This is a genomic window from Blautia sp. HCP3S3_D9 (assembly GCF_052063845.1).
Lineage (GTDB): Bacteria > Bacillota > Clostridia > Lachnospirales > Lachnospiraceae > Blautia_A.
On the sequence record NZ_JBQHWS010000031.1, the window covers coordinates 1 to 23,413 of the forward strand.

23 protein-coding genes and 1 tRNA gene are annotated in these 23,413 nt (G+C 43.6%); 12 read left to right on the forward strand and 12 right to left on the reverse strand.

Annotated features, from left to right (window positions below; all coding sequences use genetic code 11):
- Positions 1–299 precede the first annotated feature (299 nt).
- From tnpC to ACTNES_RS08115, 4 genes are all read right to left on the reverse strand, one after another.
- Positions 300–2,012 (reverse strand): IS66 family transposase, encoded by a 1,713-nt coding sequence (gene tnpC, locus ACTNES_RS08100; RefSeq protein ID WP_277664099.1) that lies wholly within the window; start codon positions 2,010–2,012, stop codon positions 300–302.
- Positions 2,013–2,306: 294 nt separating this feature from the next.
- Positions 2,307–2,741: an IS66 family insertion sequence element accessory protein TnpB gene (gene tnpB, locus ACTNES_RS08105; protein WP_277664100.1), complete on the reverse strand. Its 435-nt coding sequence runs from the start codon at positions 2,739–2,741 to the stop codon at positions 2,307–2,309.
- Positions 2,663–3,070 (reverse strand): IS66 family insertion sequence element accessory protein TnpA, encoded by a 408-nt coding sequence (tnpA, locus tag ACTNES_RS08110; RefSeq protein WP_277664101.1) that lies wholly within the window; start codon positions 3,068–3,070, stop codon positions 2,663–2,665. The genes tnpB and tnpA overlap by 79 nt, the downstream gene beginning before the upstream one ends.
- A 161-nt stretch (positions 3,071–3,231) precedes the next feature.
- Positions 3,232–3,558, reverse strand: coding sequence for a helix-turn-helix domain-containing protein (locus ACTNES_RS08115; protein WP_291814534.1), 327 nt, complete (start codon positions 3,556–3,558; stop codon positions 3,232–3,234).
- A 312-nt stretch (positions 3,559–3,870) separates the two neighbouring features.
- Between ACTNES_RS08115 and ACTNES_RS08120 the strand changes: the two genes are divergently transcribed.
- Positions 3,871–4,062 (forward strand): hypothetical protein, encoded by a 192-nt coding sequence (locus tag ACTNES_RS08120; RefSeq protein WP_320813793.1) that lies wholly within the window; start codon positions 3,871–3,873, stop codon positions 4,060–4,062.
- Between the two features lie 36 nt (positions 4,063–4,098).
- Complete coding sequence (locus ACTNES_RS08125) at positions 4,099–4,365, forward strand: tyrosine-type recombinase/integrase (protein ID WP_441039086.1); 267 nt, start codon at positions 4,099–4,101, stop codon at positions 4,363–4,365.
- Between the two features lie 283 nt (positions 4,366–4,648).
- On the opposite strand, the gene ACTNES_RS08130 is transcribed toward ACTNES_RS08125, so the two are convergent.
- The 4 genes from ACTNES_RS08130 to ACTNES_RS08145 all read right to left on the reverse strand — a co-directional run bounded on the left by ACTNES_RS08130 (position 4,649) and on the right by ACTNES_RS08145 (position 7,405).
- Positions 4,649–4,721, reverse strand: a tRNA-Lys gene (locus tag ACTNES_RS08130).
- 496 nt (positions 4,722–5,217) lie between these two features.
- The gene (locus tag ACTNES_RS08135; protein WP_441039087.1) at positions 5,218–5,310 is read right to left on the reverse strand and encodes a DUF6783 domain-containing protein; all 93 of its coding nucleotides are present in this window, start codon (positions 5,308–5,310) and stop codon (positions 5,218–5,220) included.
- Positions 5,307–5,963: a tRNA (guanosine(46)-N7)-methyltransferase TrmB gene (gene trmB / locus ACTNES_RS08140; protein ID WP_291807946.1), complete on the reverse strand. Its 657-nt coding sequence runs from the start codon at positions 5,961–5,963 to the stop codon at positions 5,307–5,309. The genes ACTNES_RS08135 and trmB overlap by 4 nt, the downstream gene beginning before the upstream one ends.
- 173 nt (positions 5,964–6,136) lie before the next feature.
- On the reverse strand, positions 6,137–7,405 hold the full coding sequence (locus ACTNES_RS08145) for an amidohydrolase family protein (protein ID WP_441039088.1): 1,269 nt from the start codon (positions 7,403–7,405) through the stop codon (positions 6,137–6,139).
- 413 nt (positions 7,406–7,818) lie between these two features.
- Here ACTNES_RS08145 and ACTNES_RS08150 point away from each other — a divergent pair, with 413 nt between their 5' ends.
- The 9 genes from ACTNES_RS08150 (at position 7,819) to ACTNES_RS08190 (ending at position 16,641) form a co-directional block, all read left to right on the forward strand.
- Complete coding sequence (locus ACTNES_RS08150; RefSeq protein ID WP_291807950.1) at positions 7,819–8,130, forward strand: hypothetical protein; 312 nt, start codon at positions 7,819–7,821, stop codon at positions 8,128–8,130.
- A 94-nt stretch (positions 8,131–8,224) separates the two neighbouring features.
- A complete protein-coding gene (locus ACTNES_RS08155) occupies positions 8,225–9,268 on the forward strand; it encodes a V0D/AC39 family V-type ATPase subunit (RefSeq protein WP_291814527.1) in 1,044 nt (347 codons plus the stop codon).
- A gap of 18 nt (positions 9,269–9,286) precedes the next feature.
- Positions 9,287–11,227: a V-type ATP synthase subunit I gene (locus ACTNES_RS08160; RefSeq protein WP_291814525.1), complete on the forward strand. Its 1,941-nt coding sequence runs from the start codon at positions 9,287–9,289 to the stop codon at positions 11,225–11,227.
- A gap of 33 nt (positions 11,228–11,260) precedes the next feature.
- Positions 11,261–11,692: an ATP synthase subunit C gene (locus tag ACTNES_RS08165; RefSeq protein WP_019163225.1), complete on the forward strand. Its 432-nt coding sequence runs from the start codon at positions 11,261–11,263 to the stop codon at positions 11,690–11,692.
- 1 nt (position 11,693) lies between these two features.
- A complete protein-coding gene (locus ACTNES_RS08170) occupies positions 11,694–12,002 on the forward strand; it encodes a V-type ATP synthase subunit F (protein WP_291807957.1) in 309 nt (102 codons plus the stop codon).
- A 140-nt stretch (positions 12,003–12,142) separates the two neighbouring features.
- Complete coding sequence (locus tag ACTNES_RS08175) at positions 12,143–12,730, forward strand: V-type ATP synthase subunit E (RefSeq protein ID WP_291807959.1); 588 nt, start codon at positions 12,143–12,145, stop codon at positions 12,728–12,730.
- A complete protein-coding gene (locus tag ACTNES_RS08180) occupies positions 12,723–14,495 on the forward strand; it encodes a V-type ATP synthase subunit A (RefSeq protein ID WP_441039089.1) in 1,773 nt (590 codons plus the stop codon). Before ACTNES_RS08175 ends, ACTNES_RS08180 begins: the two co-directional genes overlap by 8 nt.
- A 127-nt stretch (positions 14,496–14,622) precedes the next feature.
- The gene (locus tag ACTNES_RS08185; RefSeq protein ID WP_291807963.1) at positions 14,623–16,005 is read left to right on the forward strand and encodes a V-type ATP synthase subunit B; all 1,383 of its coding nucleotides are present in this window, start codon (positions 14,623–14,625) and stop codon (positions 16,003–16,005) included.
- An 18-nt stretch (positions 16,006–16,023) separates the two neighbouring features.
- Positions 16,024–16,641, forward strand: a complete 618-nt coding sequence (locus ACTNES_RS08190) for a V-type ATP synthase subunit D (protein ID WP_117675657.1) — start codon at positions 16,024–16,026, stop codon at positions 16,639–16,641.
- Positions 16,642–17,444: 803 nt separating this feature from the next.
- On the opposite strand, the gene ACTNES_RS08195 is transcribed toward ACTNES_RS08190, so the two are convergent.
- Positions 17,445–18,170 (reverse strand): C40 family peptidase, encoded by a 726-nt coding sequence (locus tag ACTNES_RS08195; RefSeq protein ID WP_291807966.1) that lies wholly within the window; start codon positions 18,168–18,170, stop codon positions 17,445–17,447.
- A 235-nt stretch (positions 18,171–18,405) separates the two neighbouring features.
- Positions 18,406–19,329 carry a thioredoxin-disulfide reductase gene (trxB, locus tag ACTNES_RS08200; protein WP_441039097.1) on the reverse strand — a complete coding sequence of 308 codons (924 nt, stop codon included), beginning with the start codon at positions 19,327–19,329 and terminating at the stop codon, positions 18,406–18,408.
- Between the two features lie 197 nt (positions 19,330–19,526).
- Between trxB and ACTNES_RS08205 the strand changes: the two genes are divergently transcribed.
- Positions 19,527–21,275 (forward strand): DUF885 domain-containing protein, encoded by a 1,749-nt coding sequence (locus ACTNES_RS08205; RefSeq protein ID WP_291807969.1) that lies wholly within the window; start codon positions 19,527–19,529, stop codon positions 21,273–21,275.
- Between the two features lie 146 nt (positions 21,276–21,421).
- On the opposite strand, the gene ACTNES_RS08210 is transcribed toward ACTNES_RS08205, so the two are convergent.
- Complete coding sequence (locus ACTNES_RS08210) at positions 21,422–23,095, reverse strand: HAD-IC family P-type ATPase (RefSeq protein WP_441039090.1); 1,674 nt, start codon at positions 23,093–23,095, stop codon at positions 21,422–21,424.
- Between the two features lie 186 nt (positions 23,096–23,281).
- A complete protein-coding gene (locus ACTNES_RS08215; protein ID WP_441039091.1) occupies positions 23,282–23,413 on the reverse strand; it encodes a hypothetical protein in 132 nt (43 codons plus the stop codon).

A 23,413-nucleotide genomic window follows, 5' to 3' on the forward strand; every position in this document is an offset into this window, starting at 1 on the left:
AAAAAGGGTTCACATGGGAACAGTGTCTAAGAACAGGGGCATGTCTTGTGTGGGTGTCCGTAAAACGGGTACTACACTAATTCGCGTGTCCACTGTTATGGGTACATTATATAACTTTAATGCTCTATAAGATATGGAAAGCTACAGGAATAAAAAAGTATTTGACGTTAGGAGAAAGCCTATTAGGCTCAATAAAAGAGAAGTTTCATGATATTGAAAGCTTGTCATGGTGCAGAGGAAAAGTTGGTCTAGCGTAAGCGATGAATAACATACCCGTTTTCATCGCCTACAAATCATGATTATACAGGAAGTTCGATCCTGTGTTCTATCGTATTGCTTTCAACATCGGCAGGACCTGTGCAGTGCTCCTTCACGAATTCACTCCACGGCAGCAGCTGTTCAATGCCTGCGGGCTCCTCTTTATAGTCCGGCATATAAAGCAGCAGTGTGTAGAGATACTGATAGATGTTTAAATGGTTTGCCTTTGCTGTTTCGATAAGACTCAAAACGATGGCACTTGCGTTAGCACCGTCAACGGTTCCATGAAACAGAAAGTTCTTTCTCCCCATGACATAGGCTTTTGCTTTTCTTTCAGCCGCGTTGTTCGATACCTCGCATCTTCCATCAAGCAGATAATTCATCAGGGTTTCCTTGTGATTTTGGGCATAGTTCACCGCTTTCTCCAGCTTGCTTCCGCCTGCCGGATTCAGTGTTCCGAGCCACGTCCAGAACTCTTCCCAGAGGATACTCTCGGTTTTGAGCCGTTCCTGTTTTCTGCTTTCAGGATCCATGTTTTTATAAAGCCTTTCTTTATAAAAGATCCTGTTGCAGTAAACCACGCCTTTTTCCGCAGGGATCAGGGAATCGTCCAGCGTGATATCCGACTGGCTGATCTCCTCTTCTGAGTTGATATCCAGCAGCCGGAATGCTTTTCGTCTTGATGCCGGGATTGCATCAAAGAACTTTCTCCGCACATGGGCAAGACAGCATACGAGGATCACATCGGAAAGCTTTCCATATGCGGAATAACCGTCACAATGGACCATCCCTTTGAATCCGGACAGGAATCCAGTCGGATGCTCGGCACCTCTCCCCGGTCTGTAATCATACAGAACGATCGGAGGGAGACCATCTGTTCCGCTCAGATAGATCCACATGTACGAACGGCTTTGTGCCCGTTTTCCCGGTTCCTTCAGTACCTGGCATGGAACTTCATCCACATGAATCACTTCCCGTTCCAGAAGCAGCTGGTGCAGGCGTTCGTAGACCGGATAGAGGTATTTCAGGGCGCAGGTATTATACCAGTTGGCCTGGGTTTCACGCGGTACAGGGGCGCCTTTTTGAAGCCAGTCCTGTTCCTGACGGTAGAACGGAAGCTCCAGACCGGATTTCTGATACATGATACAGGCAACCATGGATGCTGAGGCCGGGCTGTGACGCAGAAGGGCGGCAGGCACTTTTGAAGAGGTGATCGTGGTATCCAGCTCTTCCCGGCACGCAGGACAGACCATGGTCTCCTGCATGATCCGGACACGTTCGATCCGGGCAGGTATGATACGCAGTTCTTCCCGGACAAATTTATATCCCAGATGCTCCATCGATGCGCCGCAGTCCGGACAGGAACGGTCCTGTTCCGGTGCATCACAGCGAACTTCACGTATGGGAAGCGAATCATACAGATCTTTCCTCAGGCTTTTCTTGCGGGGCCTGCGGATATGTTCTTTGACTGTCGTTTCTTTTCCGGTTTCGAGGACAACTGTTTCTGCATCGGTGCCATCCTGCATAGCACTTTTAGAGGAGTCTCTCCCGGAGACGGTTGTCTCGCTTGATGTACCGTAGATCTGCTGTCTGAGACTTTCAATGGTTTCCTGCAGGTTTGCAATCGTGGCGTTCAGGTTTTTGATCGTATCCTTAAAATCCTCGATCATTTCCGCCTGTAACTTAAGCTGTTCCGCCTGCTGTTCATTATTCTGTTTCAGCATCTGGATGTAATCATCAGTGTTTATCGGCATGGTACTGCTCCTCCTTTGATATCTCCATTATAGGTTCAGACATGGAAAAGAGCAAACCGGCGATATACAGGCTATGGTAAAAATGACGAACTGTTTTCTGATACATCAATACCTGAAACGGGTCAGGAAAACACTGTTTTTTTCCGGTTTCAGACCGATTATCCACAACTGTGCATACGGGGAAAAGACTTATCTTCATAACTCTTTTCCCTGTAGAAACAGATGTTGATAACTTTCAGCAGAAGAAAAAACTGGCAGAAAAAAGATTTTTAAATTTCTCTGTTTTACACAAAATCAAAAATCCTTTTTTCTGTTGTCAGTGACTCCGATCGCTTTGGGCTGGTCGATGGAAAGGCCTTCCAGGAGCCATCTTAACTGCTGTCTTGTCAGAAGTTTTGCTTCGGAAGGCGACCGTGGCCATTGGAACCTGCCTGTCCCATCCAGCCGCTTATGAAGCAGCACCCAGCCATCCCGGTCATGATACAGGCATTTCAGTTTTCTCCTGTCGCGGCCGCAGAACAGGAAAGCGGATTTGGAATAGGGATCCAGCTGGTAGGTGTCACGTATAAGCGCCATCAACGAATCAAAACTCTTGCGCATATCAGTATGTCCGGTCACCACGTAAAAATTTTTTACACCGGACAGGTCACCTAACACAGTGACTGCAGCGCTGCCAGGGTATTCACGATGGTCTCGTTCGCTGCAGAATTGAGTATTTCGATACAGCATCCCCGAAAGTTCAGCCGTATTGCAGGGCTGCTGTCCGGAGACGGGTTCGAAGGATTTTGTACGGATCGATCATGGACAGGGACAGCCGGATCATCGAATTGCAGTTTTACAATCTCGTGATGCTCCAAAGAGGCTGATTTGGAATTCGCAGGAATATCACATGCTTTTTTACGCAGTCTTCTGATGTGATAATAAAACTTGCTGGGCTGGATATGGTTCATTTCACACCAGGCTTTGTCCGTCATCCCACTGGAACGGCATTCCTGGATCAGATCCAGCCATTCCTGGTCCGGCCGTCTGGGATGTCGTTTCTGTTTTACATTTGACATGAATAGGTCACTCCTCCTGTACTTATTGGATCTGAATCAGGACTTGTGACCTGTAAAACAGAAGTAAACTGCTCCAACTTTATCAGGAGTGCCTAAACAGTTCCTGATCAAAGTATCGCACAAAATCAGGAGGATGAATAGCCGGGGTGGTTATTCATCGCTTACCTTTCTTCATCATTTTGATCCTTTAATCCTTGTATATATCCTTCTACCATTCCTTTCTTTTTTTCTGATAATTTTCGATAATTTTTAATCATCTTTTTTTCTGCTTCTGTATAGATGTTATTTTCTTCCTTTCCTGTTATGAAGTACTCTATGTTCACGTCTAAAAGTTCGCAAATGCGTTCAACATATTCTATTGGCGGATTTGTTCCCCTACTTTTCCATGTACTTACAACTGATTTACTTATTCCCAACGTATTAGCTAAATTGATAGGTTTAACGTGTTTTTCTTCCATAATTTTAAACATTCTTTCATTAATGGTCATTCTTTCCTCCTTAAAAAGCTCGCATTTTTGAATTTATTTTATTGATAGGTACGCATTTTTGAACTATAATTAAAACTGTAAAAAGTGATACCTTTACAACTTATTTAATATTAAATTTTACCATTACAAGCTGTTTTCTACAACCTGTTTTGTTCTAAATTGCCAGTAATGTAAGTAACTGTTGACAGCATCCCTAGGAACATCGGGAGTAACTAATAACTACTGGCGTACTCCCCTACCATACGCCGACCAGAATCGTTAAATGTCCAAACAGTGCAAGACTATAAATATCAAGGAGGAACTTCAATGTTGTTGGGTTGGTTAGTATATCAGGAAAGAAAATATCTGCCGCAGGACTTAGCCCGTCAGTTAAAAGCAGCCTTTATATCAGAAACAGATGCAAGACAGTACGCTTCACTGATGAAAAATGTAAGTGTGATGGCTGGTTATAAAGATAACTTTGTAGTGAAGAAATCAGACATTGATGTAACCCGTGTGGTGTGAGTTATTTGGGAGGAGTTATTTGGGAGGATTTATTTTATGAAGATACAGGAACTTAGACTTGTAATTCTTTGTCCCAGAATAAAGTCAAATCTGTTAAAGTATTGTGTGATTCATCGGAACTATACAGAGCTTCCAGCAAAGTCTTATGTGTTCCGGCAGATGAAACAACAACAGCAAATTAATTATAATGTGATCAAGCAGCTCTTTGCCAGGATCAGGAAGAAATCCGGAATAGATCGGCTCCATCCGCATCTCTGCCGTCATACTTTCGCAACTTCTTACATTAAGGGTGGCGGATATTGAAATGCTGCGTTTGCTCCTTGGACATACTGATTATAAAATAACAAAAGAATACTTGCATCTTGCTCAGCAGTCAGTGCTCCTGCAGGAAGACATCTACAAATTAGATCCGATATTCTTTAGAAAACACTATTGATACTTTTACGCCCTTATGGAGAAATCTCTATAAGGGCGTAAACACTGACTTTCTTCAATTTCCCAGACACCTTTATTTCCCGTTTTCCCATAAAACAAAAAAACACCGTCCCCGCGGCAATCGCATTGTCCGCAAAAACAGTGTTCTTAGTGCGCCTTCAGGGGTTCGAACCCTGGACACCCTGATTAAGAGTCAGGTGCTCTACCAACTGAGCTAAAGGCGCATGTTCTTTTGTTCTCTGTGTTGATGTTTGGTTAACTCCTCAACGCAAGTGACATTATATATAATGCGAGATAAAAAGTCAATAGTTTTTTTGAAAAAAATTTAGAAAAAATTCTATTTCTTTTATTTTTCCTTTTTTTCATCCTTTTTAGACAGTTTATTCAACATTTTATTGACTTCTTCCGCTGATTTTTTTACCTGGCTGAAAGCATTGTCGAAGCTTCGGTGTTCGTAGCTGAATTGTATCATTTTATTATGGAAAGAATTGTTTCGTTTCACGGGCAGGCTCCTGCGGGGCGCGAAGCGCCCCGGGGATTTTCTTACCCTATATTATGCAATATCAATCAAAAAATTTACTTTCTGTTATCATCAACTACATTTCCTTTGTCTGGATCAGGAAAATACTGTTTGAATAACTTCTGCAACTTGCCGACACAACAGACAAAACAGGTATCTTCCAGCTTAACTAATCTTCTGAATCTGCCTCAAATTACGTTCTAAGCTACGACAACCGAATTTGGGCAAAATATACCGCAAAGTAGGGCGTGCAGATTGCGGAAATGATTTTTCAAACACGCTCTAACTCTCACCCTCTGGAAATAACCATCTTACAGATTGGATTCCCCATGGAAGAAAATTTCTCCTCATACTCAGTCATCACGTTCCCCTGTACCATCTCTTCATTATGATGCAGATCAAAAGTAGATGCTTCCAGATTCCATCCTGCTTCCTGCACTTCCTCTAATGAAAACTCAAACAGCCCCTTATTGTCTGTCTTAAATTCCACTTTTCCATCCGGTACCAAAATCTGATCATATCTTGCCAGAAATTCTCTGGATGTCAGGCGGCGTTTTGCATGGCGGGCTTTTGGCCATGGGTCGGAGAAGTTCAGATAAATCTTATCCACTTCACCTTTCTCAAAAATCTCCGGCAGAAGTCTGGCATCCACTCTCATGAAGAATAAATTAGAATAAACCTCTCCATTCTCCTCCAATTCCTCTCTCTTCTGCAGCGCACGCAGAAGAACACTGTCGTACATCTCAATTCCTACATAATTAATCTCCGGATGAAAACGCGCCAGATCCATCAGGAAGCGTCCTTTCCCCATTCCTACTTCTATATGAAGCGGCTGCTTTTTCTCAAAAACCTCCGCCCAGTGTCCTTTCTTTGTCTGCGGTTCCTGTACCACATAAGAGCTTTCCAGAATTGCATCCTGCGCCCCTGGGATATTTCTTAATCTCATAAATCTCTCCTCTTCTATTTCTATAATTGTATCATCAATCTAACAATATTTTGCTCCAGCTTACTGTCCCCAACTTATTTTGCAGCGAAGCAATTTCCATATCTCGGTTTCATTTTATAGTTAACCAAAAGTATATAATATCGCCCTCTGATGATCAAAGCTCAATAAAAATATTATTCCGGAAGCACAATTTCCTTACCGTCAATAAATCTTCCTATAATATTCCTGTCATCCCCGCCATAGCAGAATCTCTCTGCTCTCTCTTCAGGACTCAGCGTAAACCCTGCATCTTCCAGTCCATCCAGCACCAGCGCATTAAATCTGTAGCCTTTCTCCAGAGAACCTACACGGTCAAACACACTACCGCCAGCCTTGGTCGCCATATGAAATGCCTGAGCAAACGTTACTCTGCCATTTCCTTCCGGCTCATAAAACTCTTTCAGCTTAGAAAGCTGCACTGCTCTCGCAACCTGTCGATAAACTGCCGCATGCTGACCGCCACCGATATCACAGCCCATAGCAATCGGAATCTCTTTCTCACTCAACGCCTTCGCCGGCATGATCCCTGCTGTAATATTGGTCGTCGCATCTGGACAATGTACAGTCACGCTGCCTGCTTTTCGGACAATATCCCGATCCGCCTGAGACGGAAATATATAATGTGCAAAAATAGACGGTCCATGCTCCAGCAGTCCGTTTCGCTCATAAATCTCCGCATCTGAACCATAGCCTGGGAAAAGCTCCAGCGTCCATTTTACCTCTGCCAGAGATTCTACCAGATGTGTCTGAAGTCCGCAATGATATTTTGCGGCCAGTTCTCCCAGCCCCTTCATCAGCGGTTCAGAACAGGTCGGTGCAAAACGTGGTGTCAAAATCGGCTGCACAGTTCCTTTTCCCTGGTGTTCTGCCAGAAATCTCTCTGTCTGTTTCAGAGATTCTTCTGTAGTCTCGCACAGATACTCAGGAGAATTCATGTCCATATTTACTTTTCCCACATAAGCATACATTCCCTTGTCTGCCAGTGCATGGAACAGATAATCCGATGCATCATAATGAATCGTTGTAAAAAGACTTGCATGAAATGTTCCCTGTCTGAGCAATTCTGTCACCACCTGATCATACACATTCTTCGCATAGTCCATGGATGCGAAACGCGCCTCCTGTGGGAATGTATAGTCATTGAGCCAGTCAAAAAGCAGCTTGTCCATTCCCACACCACGCTGAACAAACTGAGACGCATGTATATGCAGATCAGAAAACGCCGGTATGATCAATCCTCTTCCATAATCCTTCAGTTCCATTCCCTGAAATTTCTCAGGAAGAGTTTCATAAATCCCTTCCACGAAACCATCCTGCACTACCAGATAACTGTCCTCACATACTTTCAGCTTCTCCACAGTTTCTGAATACATAATATCTCCATGACATACAAAATCCGACATCTTAACCCTCCTGTTTTTCAAAAATATCCTATTTATAATAGTCCGTAAGTTTCTTTTCCTTTAAATAAAGTAAATTTTCACAATCCGTTTCTCTACTCATAAGTCAGGTAAACAAAAATATTCGCCGCTCTGCTCTATACAGAATAACTGCTTCGCAGTTTGAGTCAGACGGATACAATTATCTGCGTTTACCACTTAACCTAATTGATTCATTATACCACACACTCCCGTCTGATATCATCCATTTTCTGCTCTCTCCGAATTTGTTTAAAAAATAACAATTTTTTGTCCTCAGAAAAAAATTTAGATGGTTTTTTTTAACAAAAGGGTGTATTATATCTAACAGATATTACTATTTTGCACATAGTAATTCTGCATTTTTTGTAAAATTTTGACAACTAAGGAGGTTGAAGATGGAGCAGATACTTAACAAATTATCTGAAATCGAGCTTACAGCCCAACGCATCATGGAAGACTGCGACCGACAAAAGCAAGAGCTTTCTGAAGAAGCGGAAAAGAAATGTAAAGATTATGACGATCAGCTGGAATCCCAAACTTCAGCGCAGATCCGCAAGATCCGTCAGCAACTTGAAGAAGAAAAGGACTCCCGCCTGGCACAGTTACGTGCAGATACAGACGCTACTTTTTCTTCACTGGACGCTCATTATGAGCAACAGCACTCACAACTTTCCCGGGAATTGTTTGAGAAAATATTATCTATGTAATATAGAAGTCAAAAAGCCAAAGATTGTTTTTACTGTACAATCTTCAGGTATTACTCAAACAAGGAAACAACATCAGGAAAGGAAGTGAGCAACAATGGGAGGCGTACTCTCCTACAGCGGACTTTCCACGAAAATCCGCGCAATGCAGAGCAGGCTTACTACCATGGATCAGTTCGAGGAAATCCTCCAGCTGTCCGATGTTACACAGGTAGCCGCCTATCTGAAGCGAATGCCGGAATACTCTTCCAAATGGGATGCACTGGATGAAAATACTCTGCACCGAGGTCAGATTGAGAAGCTTCTGAAGAAATCCATATTCCAGAATTTCTCCAGAATTTATCATTTCGCCAATCCGGAGCAGCGTAAATTCCTGGATCTGTATTCCAAGCGATATGAGATCCGTGTACTGAAAGAAGTCATGACAAATATTTTCGATCACCGTGACACGGACCCTGTAGATGTCTCTCCGTACCGTGAATTCTTCCGTCTGCATTCCAATATTGATGTAGACCGGATCACTACCTGTTCCACTATGGAGGAACTGATCTCCTGCCTCAAAGGAAACGAGTTTTATATCCCGCTTTCAAAGATCCAGGAACATGAAACAGCACTTCTTTTTGACTATGGTATGGCACTGGATCTATATTATTTTACCCAGATCTGGAACATCCGAAAAAAGCTGTTTAAGGGTAAAGATCTAGAAGAGATCACCCGCACCTACGGCGAGAAATTTGATATGCTGAACCTGCAGTTTATCCAGCGTTCCAAACGATATTACAATATGGATCCGGCAAGTATTTATGCCCTGCTGATCCCTATGAATTACAAATTAAAGAAAGAAGAGATCACAGCTCTGGTTGAGGCACCATCATATGAAGATACCAGAAGAATTTTCCATAAGACATGGTATGGCAACAAATACGAGCAGCTTACCGTAGCAAACCTGGAGGAATTTTACAACCACATTCACCGCACGATCCTTGAGAAAGAATCACACAGAAATCCATATTCTGTAGCAGTGATCTATTCTTACCTATATAATAAGGAACACGAAGTAAACCGTCTGACCATAGCTATTGAGTGCGTACGTTACGGTGTACAGCATGACAAAGCCATGCGTTATATATGCAACAACTAACAACCAGGAGGTGAATTTATGATTGAGAAAATGAAGTTCCTGAGCATTACCGGTCCCAAAACTGATATTGACCGAGTGGTAAACACCTATCTTTCCAAATACGAAATTCATCTGGAAAATGCCCTTTCCGAGCTGACTGCAGTAGAGAGTCTTTCTCCGTTTATGGAAATCAACCCATACAAAGAAGCACTCACTACTGCCAACAGCTTTTATGACGAACTGGCTGATCCGGAGAAGATTTCTGTAAAACCAATGGATACAGAAAAGGCATTAACTACTATCCGGCGTATCCAGTCCGATTATCAGGAACTAAGCAATACACGTGCTGATCTGGAGAGCCGGCTTGCAGCTCTGGATGAATCTCTGCGAGTGATCCGCCCGTTTAGAAACATTAATTACAATATTTCCTCAATCCTGAAATTCCAGTTCATCCATTTCCGTTTCGGAAGGATTGAAAAGGAATATTACCAGAAATTTGAGAAGTATATTTACGAAAATCTGGACACGATCTTCATTAAATGTGATGAAGATGACCAGTACGTCTGGGGCCTGTATTTCGTCCCGGAACACGAAGCCCAGAAAGTAAAAGCCGTCTATTCTTCCATGCATTTCGAGCGTATTTATATGCCGGATACTTATGAAGGAACAGCCAAAGAAGCCTTCGAACAGCTGACCAAGACGCGCAACAGAGTCGCTGCTGACCTGGCATCTGCTGACCAGAAAAAAGCAGATTTTCTTCTCAGAAATCAGAAAGATATCGTTGCCTCCCGCAATGCTATCGCACAGCTTTCCGGTAACTTTGATGTGCGCAGACTTGCGGCATGTACACACGGAGACAAGGATGTTTTCTACATTTTGTGTGGATGGATGACAGAGAGAGATGCACATTCTTTCCAGGAAGATATCAAAGATGACAGCCATATCTTCTGCATTATTGACGGTGAAGAAGATGAACATCTGAAACCTGGTGTACACCAACAGCCACCGACAAAATTAAAGAACCCTAAGCTATTTAAACCATTTGAAATGTATATTAAAATGTACGGTCTTCCGGCCTACAATGAGATGGATCCGACATGGTTTGTTGCACTGACTTATTCGTTTATTTTCGGTGCAATGTTCGGTGATGTGGGACAGGGATTACTGCTCTTTATCGGCGGTTTCCTGCTTTATAAATTCAAACATATCACACTGGCAGGTATTATCAGCTGCGCAGGCGTGTTCTCCACGATCTTCGGATTTATGTTCGGAAGTATCTTTGGATTTGAAGATGTCATACCAGCCCTGTGGCTTCGTCCGATGAACAATATGATGTCAGTTCCGTTTATCGGAAAACTGAATACTGTATTTATCGTTGCTATTGGTTTTGGTATGTGCCTGATCCTTTTATGTATGATATTTAATATCCTGAACGCCTGGAAAGCAGGAGATATTGAACATATCTGGTTCGATACAAACTCCGTTGCAGGTCTTGTTTTCTACGGATCCGCAGTGATTTCCATCGCACTGATCCTGACAGGACATACACTTCCGGGAGGGATCGTACTGTTTATCATGTTCGGCGTACCGCTGATCCTGATCTTCCTGAAAGAGCCGCTTACCGCACTCATTGAGAAGAAATCAGAAGTTATGCCGAAAGAGAAAGGAATGTTCATTGTACAGGGACTTTTTGAAATGTTTGAAGTCCTGTTAAGCTACTTCTCCAATACCCTTTCCTTCGTCCGTATCGGAGCTTTCGCAGTCAGCCATGCAGCTATGATGGAAGTTGTTCTCATGCTTGCAGGCGCAGAAAGCGGAAACCTGAACTGGGTAGTGGTAGTCCTCGGAAACCTTTTTGTATGCGGTATGGAAGGCCTGATCGTTGGTATCCAGGTACTTCGTCTGGAATATTACGAAATGTTCAGCCGCTTCTACAAAGGCACAGGACGTAAATTTGAGCCGTTCCGCTCTGTAAAATAAATATCAACAACTTAGAAAAGAGGAGATTTAATTATGACAACAATCGCACAGATCATTTTAGCAATCGCACTGGTACTCAGCATCATTCTTCCATTTGGCTACTATCTCATCGGTGAGAAAAACCGTGGACGTTACAAAACAGCCATCGGCGTAAACGCCTTCTTCTTCTTTGGCACAATGCTCATCGCCATCGCAGTTATGTTCACAGGTGCTTCTTCCGTACAGGCCGCTGCAGGCTCTGAAGCAGGTCTTGCAACAGGTATGGGTTACATCGCAGCAGCTCTTGTAACAGGTCTTTCCTGTATCGGTGGTGGTATTGCCGTTGCCAGTGCGGCAAGCGCAGCTTTAGGCGCGATCAGTGAGGATCAGAGTATCCTTGGTAAATCCCTTATCTTCGTAGGTCTTGCAGAAGGTGTTGCCCTTTACGGACTGATCATCTCCTTCATGATCCTGGGACAGTTATAAGATGCAGATGTTTTTGATCAGCGACAATGCCGATACCTATACAGGAATGAGACTGGCAGGTGTAGAGGGCGTGATCGTACACACACATGACGAATTAAAAGATGCTTTGCAGAAAGCCATCTCAAATAAAGAAATCGGAATTATACTCCTGACTGAGAAATTCGGCCGGGAGTTTCCCGAAATTATAGATGATGTAAAGCTTCACCACAAGACCCCTCTGATCATCGAAATCCCTGACAGGCACGGTACTGGCCGCAAACCGGATTTTATCACTTCATATGTAAATGAAGCTATTGGACTGAAATTGTAGTTACCACCCGTAACTCAATAAACAACCATACTTCCATCAAGCGGATTAAATCATCCGCTTCGCTACTTGCGCATGACCAAACAACTGCTTCGCAGCCATTTGGTTAAATTCAGACTCAAATATTACAGGCAGGTGTTAACATGACAATTGATGAAAAACTCAGCCATTTTTATGATATCACTGTAGAAGACGCCCGCACAAAAGCTGCCGCTATTCTGGAAGAGCACAAAGAAGCCCTGGAAAAAATGACAGCAGAACGCAAGGCTCTCAGTGAAGAAAACGCCCAGGCACAGATCAAAGCAGAAACCGCCAATGCCAGACGCGAAGTCAATAAGGCTCTTTCCGCAGAACAGCTCACCATCAAACGTGACTGGACCAAAAAACAGAATGAATTAAAAGAGAAACTTTTCTCTGAAGTAAAAGAACTTCTGGATTCCTTTACCAAAACTCCGGAATATGAAACTTATCTGACCGGCAAGATCAAAAAAGCTCTGGATTTCGCAGAGGACGATGAGATTTCTGTCTATCTTTCTCCTGAAGACAGCGCACTTGCCGAGAAACTTCAGCAGACGACAGGTGTCACGATCCAGATTGCCAAAGACTCTTTCCTCGGCGGCATCCGCGCCACCATTCCTCAGAAGAACATCCTCATCGACCACTCTTTTGCAGGAAATTTCGAGGCAGCATACAAAGAATTCAAGTTTGACGGAGGACCAGAACATGAGTAATACAGGTATTATCTACGGTGTCAACGGCCCCGTCATTTATCTGAAGGGCGACAGCGGATTTAAGATCTCCGAGATGGTCTATGTAGGCCCGGAACATCTGGTAGGTGAGATCATCGGCCTGAAGAAAGGCATGACCACTGTACAGGTTTTCGAGGAAACTACAGGCCTGAAACCTGGAGATACAGTTACAGGTACCGGAGACGCCATCTCCGTACTTCTGGGACCTGGAATCATCCACAACATTTTCGACGGTATCCAGCGTCCTCTGGAAGAGATTGCCAAAGCCTCAGGCAAATATATTTCCCGAGGTGTCAGCGTCGATTCACTTGACACAGAAAAGAAATGGAATACACATATCACAGTTAAAGAGGGAGACGTAGTCGGCCCTAGCTCCATTATCGCAGAAACTCAGGAAACAGACTCTATCCTTCATAAATCCATGGTACCTCCGAACCTCACAGAGGCTACCGTTATCCATGCAGCTCCTGACGGAGCATACACCATTCTGGAACCGATCGTAACCATTCAGTTCGCAGACGGAACTACAAAAGATCTGGCACTTGCGCAGAAATGGCCGATCCGTATCCCGAGACCAACCCACAAACGTTTCCCTGCAAGTGTTCCGCTTGTCACAGGCCAGCGTATCCTGGATACCCTTTTCCCGATCGCAAAGGGCGGTACTGCCGCTGTTCCGGGAGGTTTCGGTACAGGTAAAACAATGACACAGCATCAGATCGCGAAATGGTCTGACGCAGACATCATCATCTACATTGGATGCGGAGAACGTGGAAACGAGATGACTCAGGTTCTGGAAGACTTCAGCAAGCTGATCGACCCGAAATCCGGAAACCTGATGATGGACAGAACCACACTGATCGCCAATACTTCCAACATGCCTGTTGCGGCACGTGAAGCTTCTATTTATACAGGTGTTACCCTTGCAGAATACTACCGTGACATGGGCTATGATGTAGCCATCATGGCAGACTCCACTTCCCGTTGGGCAGAAGCGCTTCGAGAACTGTCCGGACGTCTGGAAGAAATGCCTGCTGAGGAAGGTTTCCCTGCATATCTGGCATCCAAGCTGTCCGCATTCTATGAGCGTGCAGGAATGATGCAGAACCTAAACGGAACGGAAGGCTCTGTCTCCATTATCGGAGCAGTTTCCCCTCAGGGTGGTGACTTCTCAGAGCCTGTTACTCAGAATACCAAACGTTTCGTCCGCTGCTTCTGGGGACTGGACAAATCCCTTGCCTATGCCCGTCACTTCCCTGCCATCCACTGGCTCACCAGCTACAGTGAATATCTGGAAGACCTGACACCTTGGTACAGAGAACACGTTTCCCCGAAATTCGTGGCAGACAGAAATCAGCTCATGGCTATTCTGAACCAGGAGAGCTCCCTGATGGAGATCGTTAAACTGATCGGAAGCGACGTTCTTCCAGATGATCAGAAACTGACCCTGGAAATTGCCAGAGTTATCCGTCTGGGATTCCTCCAGCAGAACGCTTTCCACGCAGAAGATACCTGCGTGCCGATGGAAAAACAGTTCAAAATGATGGAAACGATCCTCTATCTCTACGAAAAATGCCGCGCACTCATCAACCGTGGAATGCCGGTTTCCGTACTGAAAGAGGGTAACAACATCTTTGAAAGAATCATTTCTATTAAATATGATGTAGCAAACAACCAGCTTGATAAATTCGACCAGTACATGCAGGACATTGATACTTTCTATAACAATATAATGGAAAAGAACGGCTGATGCCGTAATGATTGCTATCCATGACCGTTCTGAATTTATATGATCAGCCGGGTTCTTACGTGCAAGCACGACAAACCTGTCTGATCATATAAATTCGGCCATGGATAGTAACAGAGAGGAGAAGTTTATGGCAATTGAATATTTAGGCTTAAGCGAAATAAACGGACCTCTGGTGGTCCTGGAAGGCGTCAAGAATGCCTCCTATGAGGAAATCGTAGAATTCCACATGGATGACGGGACTCGCAAGATCGGCCGTATTATTGAGATTTATGAGGACAAAGCCGTTATCCAGGTTTTCGAAGGAACAGACAGCATGTCCTTAAGCAATACCCACACAAGACTGACCGGACATCCAATGGAGATCGGGCTTTCCCCTGAAATCCTTGGACGTACTTTCAACGGTATCGGCCAGCCGATCGATGGTCTGGGTGATATCACCCCGGAAGTTAAGTTAAACATCAACGGTCTGCCACTGAACCCGGTAGCTCGTGAATATCCACGAAACTATATCAACACCGGTATTTCCGCAATCGACGGACTGACCACCCTGATCCGTGGACAGAAACTTCCGATCTTTTCCGGAAACGGTCTTCCTCACGATAAACTGGCTGCACAGATCGTACAGCAGGCATCTCTGGGAGAGGATTCCGATGAGAAATTTGCCATTGTTTTCGCAGCAATGGGCGTGAAATACGATGTAGCAGAATTTTTCCGCCGTACTTTCGAGGAAAGCGGAGCTGCAGACCACGTAGTTATGTTCCTGAACCTTGCCAATGACCCGGTTGTTGAGCGTCTTCTTACCCCGAAGATCGCCCTCACTGCCGCAGAGTATCTCGCTTTTGAAAAAGGGATGCACATCCTGGTCATCCTGACAGATATCACTTCTTTCTGCGAGGCCATGCGAGAGGTTTCCTCCTCCAAAGGTGAGATCCCGTCCCGTAAAGGTTATCCGGGTTATCTGTACAGTGAACTTGCAACCCTGTACGAACGTGCAGGTATCGTAAAAGGCAAACCAGGTTCTGTAACTCAGATTCCGATCCTGACCATGCCAAACGATGACATCACCCACCCGATCCCTGACCTTACCGGTTACATCACCGAGGGTCAGATCGTACTGGACAGACAGCTTCACGGACAAGCAATCTACCCGCCGATCAACGTACTGCCGTCCCTTTCCCGTCTGATGAAAGACGGTATCGGTGAAGGCTACACCAGAGCTGATCATCAGGACGTAGCAAACCAGCTCTTCTCCTGCTATGCAAAAGTTGGAGATGCCAGAGCCCTTGCTTCCGTTATCGGTGAAGATGAGCTTTCCCCGCTGGATAAACGTTATCTGGTATTTGGTAAAGCTTTTGAGAGTGAATTTGTCGGTCAGTCCGAGACAGAGAACCGAAGCATCACCGAAACTCTTGATAAAGGCTGGGAGCTTCTGGGACTTCTTCCCAAGGAAGAACTTGACCGAATCGATACGAAGATCCTCGACAAGTACTATCACGAAACAGTACGCTAAAAGAAGCGAGGTGATTGAATGGATCCGAATACCTTCCCCACCAAAGGAAACCTGATACTTGCCAAGAACTCACTGAAACTTTCCCGCCAGGGCTATGAGCTGATGGACAAGAAGCGTAACATCCTGATCCGAGAGATGATGGATCTGATCGATCAGGCCAAAGATATCCAGACACAGATCGATGTGACTTTCCGTGCCGCCTATGCAGCATTGCAGAAGGCCAACATGGAGATCGGTATCGCCTTTGTCCAACAGATCGCGTGTACAGTTCCGATTGAGAACTCCATCCGCATCAAAACCCGAAGCGTTATGGGTACAGAAATTCCCCTTGTAGAATATGACAAAACAAGCAATACACCAACCTACGCTTATTACAGCACAAAGATGTCCCTGGACGAAGCCAAAGCCGCCTTTGAAAAGGTAAAAGAACTGTCCATCCGCCTGTCCATGGTGGAAAACGCAGCTATCCGCCTTGCAGCGAACATTAAAAAGACCCAGAAACGTGCTAACGCACTGAAGAATATCACCATTCCAAAGTACGAAGCACTGACCAAGGACATCCAGAATGCTCTGGAAGAGAAAGAACGTGAAGAGTTCACCCGTTTGAAAGTCATTAAACGAATGAAGCAGAAATAATCTTAAAAACAATATCGTAACTGTTCCGTACTTTCATAGTTAAGCGACTGCTGAATAGTTACTAAATATCAAAATATTTTAAGCAGTTAAATGGAGATTTTATCATCCATTTAGCTGCTTTTACTTTTTCCAGTCACAATATACGTTATGTGGAATGTGGATAACACTTGTGGAAAGTTATCCCCAGACAATTATATTTTGTGTATCTCTCATCCACATCCGGCTCTCCTATGTGGAAATTTCCGTCTACCCACGCCTGGATTCTTTTTTTATGTGTTGTTGTATATTTCGGCATAATATCTTTTATAATATTCTGATTATTTATCTGTATATTGCTATATTTTGTCTTTTGCAGATAATATTATATGTTTTTTAGAATATAAAAAAGTCAATAGATTTTGTTATTTTTTTATCCGGAAATGTCGATTTATCATTTTACACAAAACATTTGTTTCTTTTTCACTTATGTAAATCAAGTATTCCACACACATAAAATGTGGATAATGTGGATAACTTTGTGTATAACTTTAATTTACAGGCTTTTTCATACATCCGCTATGTGGATAGAGTGTGTACGACTTTATCCACTTTTCCAACCCTTCGACATTCTTTGTGCAATTTGTCGAATCCGATATTTTGGTATCTTTTCCTGTTGTAATATACATTTTATATACTCAGAGTCAAACGGATAAAAACGTGAAACCATGCGTTAGGGTTTTTACTGCTTTTAGGTGTTTGGCAGTTGACTAACGAAAAACGCTCTGCTAACAAATAATAGTTAACAGAGCGTAAATCACTTTGCATTATTCCATAAACGTTCCGATCGCTGCCGGCTGCTCATAATCATAATTGGAAATCTTAATTCCTGTAGCAGCACCACTTGCATGGATGATCTTACCATCACCAATATAAAGTGCCACATGATCCACATAACCATTTCCATAGAATACCAGATCACCAGGCTCAATCTGACTGATATCTTTCTTTGTAGAAGCAGCACACTGATCTGCTGCTACACGTGGAAGGCTGTAACCAAAGTTTGCAAATACAGACATTACAAATCCGGAACAGTCTGCACCATTTGTAAGGCTTGTTCCGCCGTATACATAAGGATTTCCCTCGAACTGCAGTGCAAAATCAACAACTGCCTGTCTCTTAGCCACACGCTGTGCCTCTGCCTCTTCTTCCGCTTTCTTTCTGGCATCTTCAACCGTCTGCTGGATAGCTTCCAGTGCTGCAGTTTTGTCCTGCTCTGCCTGTTCAGATGCTTTCTCTGCTTTCTCTACTCTGCGCTCTTCACGAATCTGAGCAGCCTCCTCTTCTTTCTCCACAAACTTCTGAGTCTCCTCTTCGGTCTGCTTCGCAAGGGCACTTGCCAGGGCGCTTACGCTTCCTGTTGCATCACTGCTCTCTGTTCCGTCTGTAAATATCTGCTCACCGTCATCAAACTGTGCCGCACTTACTCCCTGTGTCAGAACCATCAAAGAAACTGCTGCTGCCATTAAAATTGCTTTTATTTTATTACTCATTTACTGATCTACTCCTTATAACATACACATTATCATTTTCACTATCTGTAAAATAATATTTTCCAATGTGTAATTATTACATATTTGTTACATTTCGTTACGCATTTGTGTATGTTATCACAGGATCTAATCTTTGTCAAATGAAAAAAGTGTGAAGAACACTTTCACACTTTTCCATCAAGACCAGTTATTCGGTTATAAGCAATCAGCAAAACAGATAATTTTATCCTCTCGATCATCTCTGCCGGATCAGATAATTATGTGCCGAAGTTACCGCATTCGCTCCATCAGACACAGCAGTCACTACCTGGCGAAGCATCTTTGTACGGATATCTCCTGCTGCAAAAATACCCGGAGTCTGTGTAATTCCTTCTTCTCCCGCAATAATATATCCCGATTCATCAAGCTTTACCAGACCACTGAATTTCTCTGTATTTGGAATGATCCCCACAGCAATAAATACCCCATCTGTATTGATCACAGATTCTGTATTATCCTGTACATTTCGGATCCTCAGCCCGGTAACACACTCTTCTCCCTGAATTTCTACTGCCACACTGTTCCATATAACTTCTACATTTCCATCAGCAGTCAGGCTCTCCTGCAGGATCTCATCTGCTCGCAGTTCGTCGCGTCTGTGTACCAGATAAACTTTCTTACAGATCCTTGAAAGAAAGATCGCATCTTCAACGGCCATATTTCCGCCACCCACAACTACAGCTGTTTTATCCTTAAAAAAAGCACCGTCACAGGTAGCACAATAAGAAACACCCACTCCTGACAGTCCTTCTTCTCCCGGGATACCCAGTCTGCGATGGCTGGCGCCACAGGCAAGGATCACAGTTCTGGCTCTGTACTCATTTTTCTTTGTGCGGATGATCTTCTCCTCACCAGCATCCTCTACAGCCAGAACATTCTCCCTAACTGGTTCTATTCCAAGCTTCGCAGCATGTTCTCCCATTGCCTCACCCAGATCCATTCCGCTGATTCCCGGAAGTCCCGGATAATTATCCACTTCATAAGTATTCAGTATCTGTCCGCCTTGAGCAAACTGCTTGTCCAGCCATAATGTATTCATCTTTGCTCTGGCAGCATAGATTGCCGCACTGATCCCCGCCGGACCTGCCCCCAGGATTGCTATATCATAAACCTCTGACATCATTTGTACCTCCATTTCTTCTGTTTTCAGTCATATAAATAAAAACGTTACTGTTCACTCCGTGCTCAGTAACACAAAAACAGCTCCTTCACAGTCTGGTTCTACATATTTTTTATTTGTAACTATGATAGCATACTCCACCCTCTTTTCCAATAAAATAGTAAAAAGCACCTCCCGAGGTGGATATGCGTATTCATATGAGCATCCCAAAAAGAATCCTGGCCCTCTGTCTGGTCTTTGCCGCCGGTATCGGAATGGGTTCCCTGTCCGGTCATTTCATTTCAGAAAATTCCCGTTTTGAAACATTTACAGAAAAATTATTCCAGTCAGAAGTAACCAGCAGCACATTGACCCTCCACTACACCCTCACCCATCCTGAGAAAAAAGGCATCAAGAAGCCTGAAGTTACTCTCGGCACTGCTCTCTCAGATCCTGACAAAACAACCAGTCTCTGTCAGGAATATGAAAACAAACTGAAATCCTTCGCCTACTCGAAGCTCTCTCATGAAAACCAGCTTACCTGTGATATGCTTCTTCTGTATTTCCACACCCGCGCCGCCCTTGGAAAAAACAGTATTCTGGATGAGCCGCTGGGTCCGAGCCTTGGTGTACAGGCACAGCTTCCTGTCCTGCTGGCAGAATATTCTTTTCACTCAAGGGAAGATATTTCTGACTACCTGAAACTCCTGGGCACAATAAAACCATATTTTCAGAGTATCCTGAAGCTGGAAAAACAGAAATCCCAGGCAGGACTTTTCATGAGTGACACCACTCTCGACCGCATTCTGAAACAATGCCGCTCATTTATCGCAGAACCCGATTCCAACTACATGGACGACATTTTTGCTCAGAAATTAAAGACCTTCTCTACCCCGGTTCTTAGCACCCAGGACCAGCAGAAACTCTGTACATATCATCATAAATTAATTCTCACTGAAGTGATCCCTGCCTATCAGGAACTGGCAGACGGACTGGAACAGCTCCGTGGAACTGGAAAAAGCAGCCGTGGGCTGGCTTTTTTTGATGGGGGACGGGAATATTATCTCTATCTGCTCAGAAGCCAGACAGGAACCTATGTACCAGTTAAACGAATTGAACAGCGCCTGTCTGCACAACTTCTGTCTGATTATGAGCAGATACGCTCTCTGCTGAAAAAAGACCCACAACTGCTTTCTGACCTTTCCGCATATTCCAATGAACTGACTCTAACCCCGACACAGATGCTGGAAAAATTGCCAAAACTTATGGCGAAAGATTTTCCACAACTGGAAAAGGTCACTTATGAACTCCGCTCCGTTCATCCATCCATAAAAAGCTTCCTAAGTCCTGCCTTTTATCTCACACCGCCAATTGATACTCAGAATCCAAATATAATCTATATCAATGATTCCGGGCGGACCACCAGCCTGGAACTCTTCGGAACCCTTGCACATGAAGGATTTCCCGGTCATCTGTATCAGACTGTTTTCTTTGGCAGAACCAGTCCTTCTGATATCCGATATCTGGTTACTTCTTCCGGCTATGTGGAAGGCTGGGCTACCTATGTGGAGTCCTATGGGTATGAATATGCCGCCGCCCTTATGAAAGACTCTGCTGCCGCCGGAAATGCCGTTCGTCTTGCCTGGTTAAATCGCAGTATGAATCTATGTATCTACTCCCTGATCGACATCGGTATCCACTATCGCGGCTGGGACAGTGCCCGTACTGCTGCCTTTCTCAAAGCATTTGGCATTACCAGTGCTTCCACTGCCGGGGAAATCTATCAGTACATCGTAGAAACTCCCGGAAATTATCTGAAATACTACTGGGGATACCTGAACTTCCTTGACCTGAAAACCGCCTGCCAGAAAAAACTGGGGAATGACTTTAATCTGAAGGATTTTCACCGCAAAATTCTGGAAATCGGTCCTGTGCAATTTCCGGTGTTGGAGAAATATATGAAATAAATTTTCGATGCTTACTACAATTATTCTTAAAAAAATACTGATATCAAATAAAAGGCAGAGCCAATCAATCTAGCTCTGCCTTTATCATTAAACATTCTTCATATGGTGCAGAAATCCTGCACCACACTCATAGTTACTCTTAATAATTATTTTCTCATAATTGCTTTTCTTATAAGATCCACCGGTATGATCAGCACTGCAAGTGCCATAGATACCAGCAAAGCCTTTGGCTCAAGCATTGTTGTGCTGAATACCTGTCCGCCAATTTCAATGATGATTGTTTGAAGGATAAAGATTCCTCCCATTACCAGTGCAAAGTTTTTATTCTCACCAATATGCTCAAACAGATTAAATTTCTCTGATCTCGTATTTAAACTGTTAAAGATAATCGCATAGATAAAGAACGCAAACATAAATGTTTTCTCATAAAGTTCCGGATTCGCACATCCTGCAGGTGTTACAAAAGTCGTAATACCTCCAATATTTTCAAGAATCAGAATGGAACCCAAAGTGATAAAGATCGCACTTACGCCAATTGCTGATTTAATATAAGAAGTCAGAATATTATCTGTTCGTTTCGCCGGCTGATCTTTCATATATCTGTTAAGGATAGGTTCTCCACCGAAAGCCATAGCTGCCAGTGTATCCATGATCAGATTGATCCAGAGGATCTGCACAATGGAAAACGGCTCTGTCCAGCCCAGGATTGGTGCAAGAATATTCATTAACAGAGTACTGATATTTACCGTAAGCTGGAAAATAAGGAATTTTCCTACAGATTTTGCCATGGTCCTACTGTTAAGTACACAGTCTTTAATAGATGTCAAACTGTTATTAAGAATAACAACATCTCCTGCTTCCTGTGCAACCGCTGTTCCGTCTCCCATTGCAAAACCAATATCAGCCTGTTTCAGTGCCGGAGCATCATTAACACCGTCACCCGTCATACCACAGACATTATCGATCTGCTGTGAAACAGACACCAGTCTCTTCTTATCAAGCGGTTTTGCACGGCTTACTACTTTTAAGTTCGGAAGAACTTTCTTAAGTTCTTCATCAGATAATTTCTCCAGCTGTTCATGTGTAAGAACAACGTCTTTCTTCTCGTCTTTAAGGATACCTGCTTCTTTTGCAATAGCAACAGCAGTTTCCTCTGCATCACCGGTAACCATTACTACCTGGATTCCTGCATCGTTAAGGATCTGTACTGTCTCAACTGCATCCGTTCTTACATTATCACGCAGACACAGAACAGCCATAAGAACAGTCTTACCATCACCGATTTTCGCTACAGAAAGAAGCTTCATTGTTCTCTTTGCCTGCGCATGCATCTGTTCTTCTACTTTTGCTTTATCTGCTTTTGTGAACTCTCTCTCTTCTCCGTCAGGGAGCATATAATGTGTTACTTTGTCAATGATATTCTCTGTAGCACCCTTCCAGTAAACAAGTCCGTTTTTGAGTTTAACAGTCGCACATTTCTTCTCTGAGTCAAATCCACTGATCTCTTCTACTTTGTCCGGATCATTATCTGAATCATTGTATCCATTACTGATCGCATAGGAGAGAAGAGCTCTGTCCATGTTGTTACTTCCGATTGCCTTTCCCTCTGAAGAAATCTTCGCAAGGTTATTCAGTGTAATTGCTTCAATAAATTCTCTGCTCTGAATGGAATTCACAATATCACCACTGCCGGTAATGAATTCAACCAGTGACAGATTACCCTGAGTAATGGTTCCTGTTTTATCACTGAACAGCACATTCATATAAGCAGAATCTGAAAATGCTGCTTTATGGCTGACAAGAATATTTTTCTTGTACATATATTGTTCTCTCCAAGCTGATTTACAATACGCTCAAATTTATAATAAAGCCAGCACATAAACTTGATATAGGCATTCTTCAGCATATTCTCTGTTTTACCGGATCTTCTCATGGAATCCAACGAATCATATATGGAATCTGCTACATTCTGCCTCTGAAACTCATTCATTCTGGGCAGCCATTTTCTAAGACTCATAAGAATAAAACCTATATTCATCTGAAATTCCATTCCCAATGATCTCATTATAATATGAAAGATTTCCCTCATCAGGATTGGGAATTTTCCCCTCTATCACCACTCCGGTTCTTCTTGCCAC

Excerpts from the sequence above, each read along its gene's own strand:
- tnpC (WP_277664099.1), bottom strand. The coding sequence starts at position 2,012 with ATGCCGATAAACACTGATGATTACATCCAGATGCTGAAACAGAATAAT.
- tnpB (WP_277664100.1), bottom strand. The coding sequence starts at position 2,741 with ATGCTGTATCGAAATACTCAATTCTGCAGCGAACGAGACCATCGTGAA.
- tnpA (WP_277664101.1), bottom strand. The coding sequence starts at position 3,070 with ATGTCAAATGTAAAACAGAAACGACATCCCAGACGGCCGGACCAGGAA.
- ACTNES_RS08115 (WP_291814534.1), bottom strand. The coding sequence starts at position 3,558 with ATGACCATTAATGAAAGAATGTTTAAAATTATGGAAGAAAAACACGTT.
- ACTNES_RS08125 (WP_441039086.1), top strand. The coding sequence starts at position 4,099 with ATGAAGATACAGGAACTTAGACTTGTAATTCTTTGTCCCAGAATAAAG.
- trmB (WP_291807946.1), bottom strand. The coding sequence starts at position 5,963 with ATGAGATTAAGAAATATCCCAGGGGCGCAGGATGCAATTCTGGAAAGC.
- ACTNES_RS08145 (WP_441039088.1), bottom strand. The coding sequence starts at position 7,405 with ATGTCGGATTTTGTATGTCATGGAGATATTATGTATTCAGAAACTGTG.
- ACTNES_RS08150 (WP_291807950.1), top strand. The coding sequence starts at position 7,819 with ATGGAGCAGATACTTAACAAATTATCTGAAATCGAGCTTACAGCCCAA.
- ACTNES_RS08155 (WP_291814527.1), top strand. The coding sequence starts at position 8,225 with ATGGGAGGCGTACTCTCCTACAGCGGACTTTCCACGAAAATCCGCGCA.
- ACTNES_RS08160 (WP_291814525.1), top strand. The coding sequence starts at position 9,287 with ATGATTGAGAAAATGAAGTTCCTGAGCATTACCGGTCCCAAAACTGAT.
- ACTNES_RS08165 (WP_019163225.1), top strand. The coding sequence starts at position 11,261 with ATGACAACAATCGCACAGATCATTTTAGCAATCGCACTGGTACTCAGC.
- ACTNES_RS08170 (WP_291807957.1), top strand. The coding sequence starts at position 11,694 with ATGCAGATGTTTTTGATCAGCGACAATGCCGATACCTATACAGGAATG.
- ACTNES_RS08175 (WP_291807959.1), top strand. The coding sequence starts at position 12,143 with ATGACAATTGATGAAAAACTCAGCCATTTTTATGATATCACTGTAGAA.
- ACTNES_RS08180 (WP_441039089.1), top strand. The coding sequence starts at position 12,723 with ATGAGTAATACAGGTATTATCTACGGTGTCAACGGCCCCGTCATTTAT.
- ACTNES_RS08185 (WP_291807963.1), top strand. The coding sequence starts at position 14,623 with ATGGCAATTGAATATTTAGGCTTAAGCGAAATAAACGGACCTCTGGTG.
- ACTNES_RS08190 (WP_117675657.1), top strand. The coding sequence starts at position 16,024 with ATGGATCCGAATACCTTCCCCACCAAAGGAAACCTGATACTTGCCAAG.
- ACTNES_RS08195 (WP_291807966.1), bottom strand. The coding sequence starts at position 18,170 with ATGAGTAATAAAATAAAAGCAATTTTAATGGCAGCAGCAGTTTCTTTG.
- trxB (WP_441039097.1), bottom strand. The coding sequence starts at position 19,329 with ATGTCAGAGGTTTATGATATAGCAATCCTGGGGGCAGGTCCGGCGGGG.
- ACTNES_RS08205 (WP_291807969.1), top strand. The coding sequence starts at position 19,527 with ATGAGCATCCCAAAAAGAATCCTGGCCCTCTGTCTGGTCTTTGCCGCC.
- ACTNES_RS08210 (WP_441039090.1), bottom strand. The coding sequence starts at position 23,095 with ATGTACAAGAAAAATATTCTTGTCAGCCATAAAGCAGCATTTTCAGAT.